The 10,274-nt window shown below is 68.7% G+C and carries 8 protein-coding genes; 4 read left to right on the forward strand and 4 right to left on the reverse strand.

Annotated features, from left to right (window positions below):
* On the reverse strand, positions 1–1,127 hold a 1,127-nt coding region (locus tag VKA86_11075), incomplete at its 3' end, for a hypothetical protein (protein ID HKK71750.1).
* A 24-nt stretch (positions 1,128–1,151) separates the two neighbouring features.
* Complete coding sequence (locus VKA86_11080) at positions 1,152–2,228, reverse strand: agmatine deiminase family protein (protein ID HKK71751.1); 1,077 nt, start codon at positions 2,226–2,228, stop codon at positions 1,152–1,154.
* A 263-nt stretch (positions 2,229–2,491) separates the two neighbouring features.
* On the opposite strand from VKA86_11080, the gene VKA86_11085 reads away from it, so the two are divergent.
* The 3 genes from VKA86_11085 to VKA86_11095 all read left to right on the forward strand — a co-directional run bounded on the left by VKA86_11085 (position 2,492) and on the right by VKA86_11095 (position 6,559).
* Positions 2,492–3,445 carry an NAD-dependent epimerase/dehydratase family protein gene (locus VKA86_11085; GenBank protein HKK71752.1) on the forward strand — a complete coding sequence of 318 codons (954 nt, stop codon included), beginning with the start codon at positions 2,492–2,494 and terminating at the stop codon, positions 3,443–3,445.
* A gap of 178 nt (positions 3,446–3,623) precedes the next feature.
* Positions 3,624–5,132, forward strand: coding sequence for a DUF2868 domain-containing protein (locus VKA86_11090; protein ID HKK71753.1), 1,509 nt, complete (start codon positions 3,624–3,626; stop codon positions 5,130–5,132).
* Positions 5,129–6,559 carry a DUF3482 domain-containing protein gene (locus VKA86_11095; GenBank protein HKK71754.1) on the forward strand — a complete coding sequence of 477 codons (1,431 nt, stop codon included), beginning with the start codon at positions 5,129–5,131 and terminating at the stop codon, positions 6,557–6,559. The genes VKA86_11090 and VKA86_11095 overlap by 4 nt, the downstream gene beginning before the upstream one ends.
* A gap of 11 nt (positions 6,560–6,570) precedes the next feature.
* Here VKA86_11095 and VKA86_11100 read toward each other — a convergent pair whose 3' ends face one another.
* On the reverse strand, positions 6,571–7,599 hold the full coding sequence (locus VKA86_11100) for a pirin family protein (protein HKK71755.1): 1,029 nt from the start codon (positions 7,597–7,599) through the stop codon (positions 6,571–6,573).
* 153 nt (positions 7,600–7,752) lie between these two features.
* Between VKA86_11100 and VKA86_11105 the strand changes: the two genes are divergently transcribed.
* Positions 7,753–9,168 (forward strand): M20/M25/M40 family metallo-hydrolase, encoded by a 1,416-nt coding sequence (locus VKA86_11105; protein ID HKK71756.1) that lies wholly within the window; start codon positions 7,753–7,755, stop codon positions 9,166–9,168.
* 127 nt (positions 9,169–9,295) lie between these two features.
* Here the strand turns inward: VKA86_11105 and VKA86_11110 are convergent, their stop codons facing one another.
* Complete coding sequence (locus VKA86_11110) at positions 9,296–9,853, reverse strand: DUF427 domain-containing protein (protein HKK71757.1); 558 nt, start codon at positions 9,851–9,853, stop codon at positions 9,296–9,298.
* Positions 9,854–10,274 lie beyond the last annotated feature (421 nt).

Raw genomic sequence — 10,274 nt, forward strand, 5'->3', positions numbered from 1 at the left:
AACTGGGCGATGGTCACCGGTACGTCGGCCTGCTGCATCATGACGGCAGCCAGCATGATCTTCTCGGTCTCGGTACCCTGCCGTTCCCGCACCACGTCGCGCAGCTCGTCGCGGACGCTGCTGTCCGAGATCATGGGCCCCTCGAGCAGTTCGATGTCATCACGCACCCACGCCGTGATTGCCGCAGCCTTCTCGTGCTCGGTCTTCTTGCCGGTCGTGATGGCCGACAGGGTGATGTCGAGTCCGTCGGTGTCCTCGGCCAGAGCAGCGACCCCGGCGGCGGTCTGGGCGGCGAAGTTGTTCCAGCCGGTCATGTCCAACCAACCCGCCTGCACGAAACCGGACTCCTCAGGGTCGACGTACAGCTCCTCGAGCAACAATGCCACGTGGGGATAGTCCTCGGGGAACGGCCGGCGCCGGGGCGGATCTTCGTAGGCTGCGCGTGCCCGCGCGTTGATCTTCACGGTCATCGGGCGTCCGTCGCGGCTGTCCTGTTCCTTGATCTGCAGCTCGTCGGCCTCGATGCCGTGCCAGTGCGGCTCGTAGGCGAACTGGTCGGCGCCATCCACACCGATCGCCATGTACACGGTCGGAAAGAGGTCGGCCGCCCGCTCGACCACGGCCATGTAGGGGCCTTGCCGGGAGATGATCGTCGAGTACCCGATGACATCGCCCTCTTCCACCACGCCCCAATCGATCTCCGCTCGGTCGATCCCGACGCCCTCGGGCCCTTCTTCGAACTCGACGGTCGGGCGACTCACGATCGTTCCGTTGCGCCAGACGAAGGCACTTGCGGTCTCGACGCGATCGGCATCACCAACGGGGGGTGCGGTGAAACGCTCGGGCAGAGCATTGAAGTCACGCACCATGATCATGCGATTCCTGCACATCTTGTGCATCGGGTCGTCGAAGGTGGTCAGCGTCTGGGCGTAGAGGATCACGGCGGCGGCACCGGTGCCGCCGGGCACCTGGTCGACGAAGGGCAGCAGACGCTGGGCCAACCCATCGATCTGCTCGTCGGTGCGTTCGGCAACCGCCCAACTCGACTGGGCGAGACCGTCGGCGGGCGCCAGGACGCCGAGAGCCCACACGGTCAGGGCGACGGAGAAGATCACTCTGCGGGACATGAGCGGGTCCTTTCGGGAGCGTTTTCAGTCGGACTCGTTCTCGAATTCGGGCGCGGGCCCGGTCTCGCGGACCACGGCCCGGTGAACGGCCGAAGGCAGAGGCACCGAGACACAGTGCAACGCACCCCTGCGTTCGACGAGGGAGCGTGCATCGATACCGACCACGGTACGATCCGGGAACCAACCCCGATAGGCCTCCAGGGCATCGCGATCGAATCGGTCGGCGACATCCGGGTACGTCGGCACCAGCACCACGTCGTCGACCATGGCCACGTTGGTATAGGTGCGCCACACACCGTCCCGGGGCGCAGGAGTGTCGATCCGCACGACACGCAGCGACCCTTGCCGGGTCCGGGTCCCCTCGAGACGGGCCGCAATGCGATCGAGACGCTCCGCGTTCACGGGGGCGGCGTCGGGATCCAGGCGGGCCACGACCAGCCGATCGGCTCCGAGGAAGGCCAGGAACATGTCGAGGTGACCGGTCGGTTCACCGCGTAGGGGGAGGACGATCTCGGCGCGGTCGAAGGGAACGGCCTCGCGCAATCGGCGCCGGACCTCGGTCGGCTCGATCCCGTCTCGCGCGACGTTCTGGTTGATCAGGGCATTGCTGACGAGCATCAACCCCTGCCCGTTGCTCACCACGTGCCCCCCGTCGAGCCACAGGGGAACCTCGATCAGGGGCACTGCCCATTTCTCCGCCAGGGCCGACGGCACCCGATCGTCGTCCGGGTTTCGCTCGGTGACCGGATAGCGCGGGTCGACGATCGCGACTCCCCCGTCGCGGCCGTCGACGAAGAGCGGCCCGTAGTCCCGAAGCCACATCGACTGCACGGGCACCTCGACCGGGCGCACGGCATCGGGGGGCAGGCCGTGGTCGACGAGGAGCTCACGCAGGTGATCCGCCTGGGACGGGTTGGCCACCAGGCCGTAGACCGGCGCTTCACCCTGGAGCGCGCGGGCCAGGTCGAGCAACACCTGCTCGTGGTGGAACATCATCTGCGACGCACCGATCAAGAGCGCGCTGTTGCGCTCGTGATCGGCCGGCACACGGAATGCGGGCGCCGAGGCCATCATCGTGAGGAGAAGGAGAAGCGTGATCACGTCCGGATCCGACCCGTGCGCAGAACGAACTGGACACCCGGACACGTCCGGGCGCGACGGCGGCCACGAGAGATCCGGAGAGAACCCCGACGCTGGGGACGACGGCGAGTCGCGAGAGGGCACTCCGTGGCCGCGCGTAGGCGGCGGCCGAGTACAACGTAGCAAATCGCAGCCGTTCCGCAGATCGACCGCCGGGCGGTTCGGGGTTGGCAGCGGCCGCTCCGGCGTGTTCAGCTATGGGGTCCCCCATCGAGGAGGCCGCCGTGACCCACGAACGCCACGTCGTCTTCGGATGCAACGGCACGGTCGGCCGCGGCCTGCTCGAGCAGATCGTCGCCGCTGGCCACGATGCCGTCGCCGTGGCCCGGAGCGGAATGACCGACCCTCCCACCGGCGTGACCGTCGAGAGAGCCGACGCCGCGGACCGCGACCGGGCAGCACAGGTGTCCCGTGGGGCCGACGTGATCCACGTGGCGATCGGGATACCGTATCCGCAGTGGGCCGAGCGGTTCCCGCCCGTGCTCGAAGGCGTCCTGCACGCCGCGAAGGTCTCCGGCGCTCGCTTCGTCTGGACCGACAACCTGTACTGCTACGGCCCGCGCGACGAGCCGCTGCGCGAGGACATGGCACCGACCCACCACGGCCGCAAACCCGCTCTGCGCGCGCGCATGGTCGAGCGCATGCTCGAGGCCCACGAACGGGGTGACACACGGGTGGCGATCGTCCGCGCGAGTGACTTCATCGGCCCACGTGCGCATCAGGCCATGCTCGGCGACCCGTTCTTCTCACGCGTCCTGAAGGGCAAAGCTGCACAGTTCCTCGGCGATCCGGACCTCCCGCACACCTATACCCATGTTCCGGACCTCGTCCGTGCCCAGATGCGGATCGCGGCCGACGAGGACGCCTTCGGCCGCGCCTGGCACGTCCCGAATCCACCCACGCGCACCACCCGCGCGATCATGAACGACGTCTTCGCCCGGATCGGGCGCGAGCCGAAGATCCAGACCATGCCCGGTTGGATGCTGCGGATCGCCGGACTGTTCGACCCGACGATGCGCGAGCTCCACGAACTCCTGTACCAGTGGAAGCGTCCCTTCGTCGTCGATGACTCCGATTTCCGGTCCCGTTACGATCTCGGGGCCACGGCCTGGGACGAGATCCTCGACACCACGCTCGACTACTTCCGCCGTGTCGAAGCGGCCGAGGGGAAACGATGAACCGTACCGGCACGCCGCCACTCGCGATCGTACTGGCCACGATCCTCGAAGTGCCGAGCATCGGGGAGCTGGGCACGTACTGATCCGCGACACCGCGTGCGTGCCGATCGCTTGGTCGGCGTGTATGCTGCGCGGATCGGATCCGTGCCCCGACCCTCCGACCCCGAAGTCTCCGCTCGTGCAGACCTGGCTCGCCCTCGCCCTGCAGACCCGTCGCGACGAAGTGCGCGACGACGCCGACCTGCGTGCTCGGGACCGCGCGGTGGCCCGGACCCTGCCCGACTCCGGGCGAGGGGCGCGCGCACGCATCGAGGCATGGCTCGAGGCGGTCCTGACGGCCGAAGATCGCGAGACGATCCGTCGTGTCGACGGAGGTCTGCGGGCATTGCGTCTGCTGCTGAGCGTCATCGGTCTGGTGGCCGGCATGGGCACGGCGGCCGTGGTCTTCTACTACGACGGCAGTCAGCCGATCAACGTGCTGCCGGCACTCGCCGTGTTCGTGGTGCTGCCGCTGCTCACGCTCCTGGCCTTCCTGATCTCGGCCCTTCCCCCCGGTATCCTTCGGCGCGTGCCGGGGTCGGCGGGGCTGCAGCAGAGCCTGCTCGCTCTGGGCAGTGCCTTCGCCGGCGCGCTGCTGCGGCTGCTGCCCCAGCGGGTGCGCGACGCGCTCACCCAGGCCTTCGGTGCGGGGCGCGCACACCAGCGTCTGTTCGGACGCGTGCAGAAGTGGTTGTTGCTCGGTGCGCTGCAACGCATGGCCGTGGCCTTCCACGTTGGCGCGATCCTCTGGTTCGCGGCACGGGTGTTCGTGACGGACCTGGGCTTCACCTGGAGTGCCACGGCCGAGGCCGTCACACCCGACCGGGTCCACGCCTTCGTCCAGGCGCTGGCGTGGCCGTGGCATGCGTGGGCACCCGATGCGGTTCCTTCGTTGCGGGACGTCGCGGCCACACAGTTCTTCCGCCTGGGGAGCGGCGTCGTCGGAGATGCGCCCACCGGCGCCGCCGATCCCACACTGCTGGCGAAGTGGTGGAAGTTCCTGCTCGCGGCCATGATCACCTACGGGCTGTTTCCCCGCGTACTGGCTTCGATCCTGTCGGCGTGGCGTCTACACGCGGCCGCGCACTGGACGATCGACCACGCTCCGGCGGCCCGCGACGCCCTCGACCGCATGACCGCCCCCGCGGTGCACACCCGCGCGCGCGAGGACGAGCGGACCGTCCCCGAACGCGAGGCACCCGTCGACGACGGTGCTGCGGACACCCACGCTGCCGGACATGCGGTCGTCGTGGTGTGGTCGGCCGCCTCCGACGACCGCGCCCGACTGACCGCGGCGATCTCGCGCCGCTTCGAGGTCGAAGTCGACGCTCGTCTGCACGCCGCGGGTGCGGGCCGTTCCACGGACGACGACCGCCGCGCGATCGACGAAGTGGCAGCCGACGTCGACGCCGACTCGCTGATCGTGCTGGTGGTGAAATCCTGGGAACCGGCCACCATGGACGCCCTGGACTTCGTGCGAGCACTGCGCCGCCGCGTGGGCGACGGCCCACGGATCGTGGTCGCCGGCCTGCGCCTCGACGGAGAGGGCGACGAGGACGTCGAGCAATGGAGACTGCGGATGAAGACACTGGGCGATCCGTGGTTGCGCACCGTCGCCCTCGATCTCGAATCGGGAGCCAACCGATGAGCGCGCCGGTCTTCGTCGTGGTGGGCCACCCGAACAAGGGCAAGAGCTCGATCGTGTCGACACTCGCCCACGACGACACGGTGGTCGTGGCGCCGCGCCCGGGAACCACCATCGCGGCGCGCTCGTTCCCCATGCGTGTCGACGACGAGGTGCTCTACACGCTCGTCGACACGCCGGGCTTCCAACGTGCGCGCCGTACGCTCGAGTGGTTGCAGCGGGAAGAGAGCACCGCAGCCGACCACCCGGCCCTGGTCGCTCGCTTCGTCCACGAACACCGCGACGGTGGCGACTTCCGCGACGAGGTCGAACTGCTCACGCCGATCGTCGAGGGCGGCGGGATCCTCTACGTGGTCGACGGCAGCAAACCCTACGGCCCCGAGTACGAGGCCGAGATGGAGATCCTGCGCTGGACGGGCCGTCCCAGCATGGGGCTGATCAACCCCATCGGCAGCCCGCGCTACGTCGACGAGTGGGAAGCCGCGCTGGGCCAGTACTTCCGGATCGTGCGCGTGCTCGATGCGGTTCAGGCTCGCTTCGATCAGCGGGTGGACCTTCTGCGCGCTTTCGGTCAGATGCGCGAAGAGTGGCGCGCACCGATGGATCGCGCCGTCGAAGTGCTGCTGCGCGATCGTGGACGCCGACGCCGGGCGGCCGCGACCGTGATCACCGACATGCTGCTCGAAATGATGACCCTGAACGTCGGTCGTAATCTCACCGCGCACGAGGACGCCGAACCCTACCGCGATTCGCTCGAGGCGAAGTACAAGGACCGCCTGCGGGAACTCGAACGCGAGGCCCGCCGCGCAGTCGAACGCGCCTACGACCACCACGACCTCTCGAGACGCGAGAGCGGCGACGCGATCGAGCGCGATCTGTTCTCCCCGGAGACCTGGCATCTTTTCGGCCAGAGCAAGTGGCGTCTGGCCGTGCTCGGCGCGTCGAGCGGCGTGGTGGCCGGCGGGATCGTCGACGCCTCGCTCGCCGGCATCGGTTTCGGGGTTTTCGCGGGACTCGGCGCGGTCGCGGGCGGCGCCGTGGGCTGGCAGGCCGCCGAATGGTCGAGCTCGGTGCGCGTATTCCAACTGCCGGGCATGGAACGTATCGGGCTGGCGGGCAAGCGCGTGCAGGTCGGGCCGACCTCCAACCGCAACCTTCCGTACGTGGCCCTCGGACGCGCACGCCATCACCACGCGTTGGTCGAGGGCCGCACGCACGCTCAACGCGACGAGCTCGTCGTCGATCACGAGAACGAGAAGGCCGGCGTTCTGAACCGATTCCCCGACAACATCGACAAGCGTCTCGAGAAGATCTTCCACCGTATCCGGCGCGCCGACGGCCGCTACGACCGCGCCGTGGGTCAGCGCAGCGAAATGATCGAGATCGTCGACGAACTCCTCGAGAGCGATCCGACCGCGCCGTCACGCTGAGAGACCTGTCGCTACTGCTGCCGGATGAAGGTGCCCTCGCGCAGCTCGCGCCAGGCCTGCTCGAGCTCCTCGCGGGTGTTCATGACGATCGGACCGCGCCAGGCGACGGGCTCGCGCAGCGGCTCGCCCGACACCAACAGGAAGCGTGCGCCCTCGTCGCCGGCCTCGACGACGATCTCGTCGCCGCGGTCGAACAACACGAGCGAGCGATTGCCCGCGTACTCGGTGAGCTGACGACCGTGGTCGTTGGGGTCCTCCACGCGCACGTCGCGCGGATCGCTGGCGTCGCGGAAGCGGGCGGCGCCCTCGAAGACGTAGGCGAAGGCGTGCTGCGTGGTCTCGACCGGCAGGGAACGCCGCGTGTTCGGCGGCAGGCTCACGTCGAGGTACCGTGGGTTCGCGGCGATGCCCTCGACCGGACCCCGTTTGCCCCAGAAGTCGCCGACGACGACGCGCACGGCGGTGCCGTCGTCGTCGGTCACGGTGGGTATGTCCTTGGCGTCGACGTCCTGGTAGCGCGGATCGGTCATCTTCTTCGACGCCGGCAGATTCGCCCACAACTGGAAACCGTGCATGCGACCCTGCGGATCGCCGTGGGGCATCTCCTGGTGCAGGATCCCGCTGCCCGCGGTCATCCACTGCACGTCGCCGGCGCCGAGCGAGCCACTGTTGCCCAGACTGTCGGCGTGGTCGACGGTGCCGGCCAGTACGTAGGTGATGGTCTCGATCCCGCGGTGCGGATGCCACGGGAAGCCCTTCTGGAACTTCCACGGTTCGTCGTTGCGGAAGTCGTCGAACAACAGGAAGGGATCGGTGACGTCGGTGTCGCCGAAGCCGAAGGCGCGGTGCAGGTGCACGCCGGCGCCCTCCAGGGTCGGCTCGGCCTGGGCGATGGATCGGACGGTGCGCACGGTGGACTCCTTCGCATCGGCAGCGAGGGCGATCGGAATTCGCGGCCAGACGCTCGCCACCGCCCAACCGGCGGCTGCGGCAGCGGTCGTGGCCAGGAAGCGGCGGCGATCCGGGTCGAATCGGGGCATGGACGTCGGGGGACGCGTTTATGGTTGTTTGAACAATTAATACTGTCCGCCTCCGTTCGCCACCTCGACCCGCGCCCCGTCGATTCGCCGCCGACGGCGTGCTAGGATGCCCGTTCCGCCGTCGACGACCCCCATTTCCGGGAACCGAGTGCCATGAGCGCGAACAAGCTGGCCGAATCGATCGCCCACACCTGGACCTCGAGCATCACCCCCGCCCTGCAGGAGTACATCCGGATCCCTGCACTGAGTCCCCTGTTCGATCCCGACTGGGAGGCCACCGGCGCGCTCGATCGCGCCATGGAGCTGCTCGAGCAGTGGGCACGGGACAACGCCCCCGAGGGCATGACGTTGGAGACGGTCAAACTGCCCGGCCGTACGCCGGTGATCTTCGCCGAGATCCCGGGCAAGGGCGAAGGCACGGCCTTCCTGTACGGTCACTTCGACAAGCAGCCCGAGATGAGCGGCTGGGACGACGACAAGGGCCCGTGGGAGCCGGTGATCGAGAACGGCCGCCTGTACGGCCGTGGTGGCGCCGACGACGGTTACGCCCTGTTCGCCAGCATCGAGGCCGTGCGCGCCCTGCAGCGCGAAGGGATCGACCATCCACGCGTCGTGCTGTTGATCGAAGGCAGCGAGGAGAGCGGCAGCGTCGACCTGCCCGCCTACCTCGAGACCCTGTCCGACCGCATCGGCAAATGTGATCTGGTGGTCGCTCTCGACTCGACCTGTGGCGACTACGAGCGCATGTGGTGCACGACCTCGCTCCGTGGCGCGCTCGTCGGTGAACTGAACGTGTCGATGCTGACCGAGGGCGTCCACTCGGGCGACGCCAGCGGCGTTGTCGCCTCGACCTTCCGCGTGGTGCGACAGCTACTCGATCGCATCGAAGATCCACACGAGGGCCGGATCCTGCCCGAATGGTTGTTCGCCGAGGTTCCGGGTGAACGGGTGGAACAGGCGCGCGCCGCGGCCGAGGTGCTCGGCCACATGGGCGCGAAGTTCCCGCTGCTGCCCGGCGTCCAGGCTCTGAGCGACGATGCCGTCGAACTGGTGCTGAACCGTTCGTGGCGTCCGACCCTGTCCGTGGTCGGCGCCGACGGCCTGCCGCCCATGCAGAGTGCCGGCAACGTCCTGCGTCCGGCGACCGGCGTGAAGATCTCGATCCGTCTGCCACCGACCGTGAACGCCGCCGAGGCCAACGACAAGCTGAAGGACCTGCTCGAGAACGACCCACCCTTCGGTGCGCACGTACACTTCGAACCGCGCGTGCCTGGCCAGGGCTGGCACATGGCACCCACACGGCCGTGGTTCGACGAAGCCCTGAACGAGGCGAGCGAGCAGTTCTTCGGCCATCCGGCCGTGCTCATGGGCAGCGGCGGATCGATTCCCTTCATGGCCGACCTGCAGGAGTCCCAGCCCGACGCCCACTTCCTCGTGACCGGCGTGCTCGGACCGCAGTCGAATGCGCACGGCCCGAACGAGTTCCTGGAACTGAAGACCGGAGAGCGTTTGACCGCGTGCGTGGCGTGGGTCCTCGCCCGGATGGCCTCGCAGGGCACGGTAGTGTAGCGGGGCACGGCGTCGCGCTGCGCCCTCGGGGCGGAGTGCGGTTCGTGGTGCGCGGTGTGCGCGTCTCACGGCGCGCGTCGTGCGGCGTGCGGTATGCTTCAGCATGTTGCGGAACGGGCGGCAGGGATCACCAGCCGCCCGTTCCCGCCTCCCCCTTCATCGGTCCGACGATCTCGTCGGTCACCCAACCCCCGTAGAACCCGCCCGGCTGCGGGCGCACCCGTTCGCCGTCGACCGTGCACTCGAGTTGCGCCGGGTAGAAGGCGATGTGACCGGCCACCGCCTCGAACGGCGGGAAGGGATCCGGGTACGACCAGCCCACCCGCTCGAGCCGGGAGTCCCCCACGACCACCGTCCAGTACTGGGCTTCACCCTTCCACTCACAACGCGAGCGACCGCTCGCGGGCTCGAGGTGGGCCGTGTCGACGTCCGCCCTCGGAACGTAGAAGGTCGGCGGGCTCGCGGTCTCGAGGATACGACAGGCGCTGTGGGTGTCGGCGATGATCACGCCCTGGCACCGGACGACCACGTGGCGGGTGTCGGCGACCAGGACCGGCGGGCGGGGGTAGTCCCAGACCGATTCCTGCCCCGGCTTCGGCTCCAGAGCGAAGGACGGGCGTCCAGTGCCGATGTGTTTCCAGTGGCCGCGTCCGGCGCGGGCCCAGTCGGGGATTCGGTCGGACATGGTGATCCCTCGGATTCGAGATGTCGGGTTCGGGGCGCATCGCACACGGCATGACCCGCGACGCGCGGCGGCGGCCGTCCGTCGACTTCCGCGATGGAAGTGGTTTCGCGGTGGAGATGTGGACGGATGCCATGCCGAGCGGGGATTGGACGGGTCCTGGGTGGCGGGGCCGGCCGGAAAGGATCGGGGGCGGACCCGGGAATGCGCCGGGGCCTTTCTGGAGACGGCCTTCGAGTTCTGGAACCGCTCACGAAGGGCGTGGTCGATCTCGGCGCCTTCTCCGACGAACCATCCCCACCGTTCTGCGCGAGACTCTTGACAGGGTTCTTCGCGGACGGTTTCCGCCGACCGGCGTGTCCCGGCTCGATCGCTTGCCTGACGGCTCTGGTCGCCCGCCTGCGCTTCGTCGCGAGTCGTCAGG

The sequence above is a fragment of the Candidatus Krumholzibacteriia bacterium genome, assembly GCA_035268685.1.
Taxonomy (GTDB): Bacteria; Krumholzibacteriota; Krumholzibacteriia; order JAJRXK01; family JAJRXK01; genus JAJRXK01.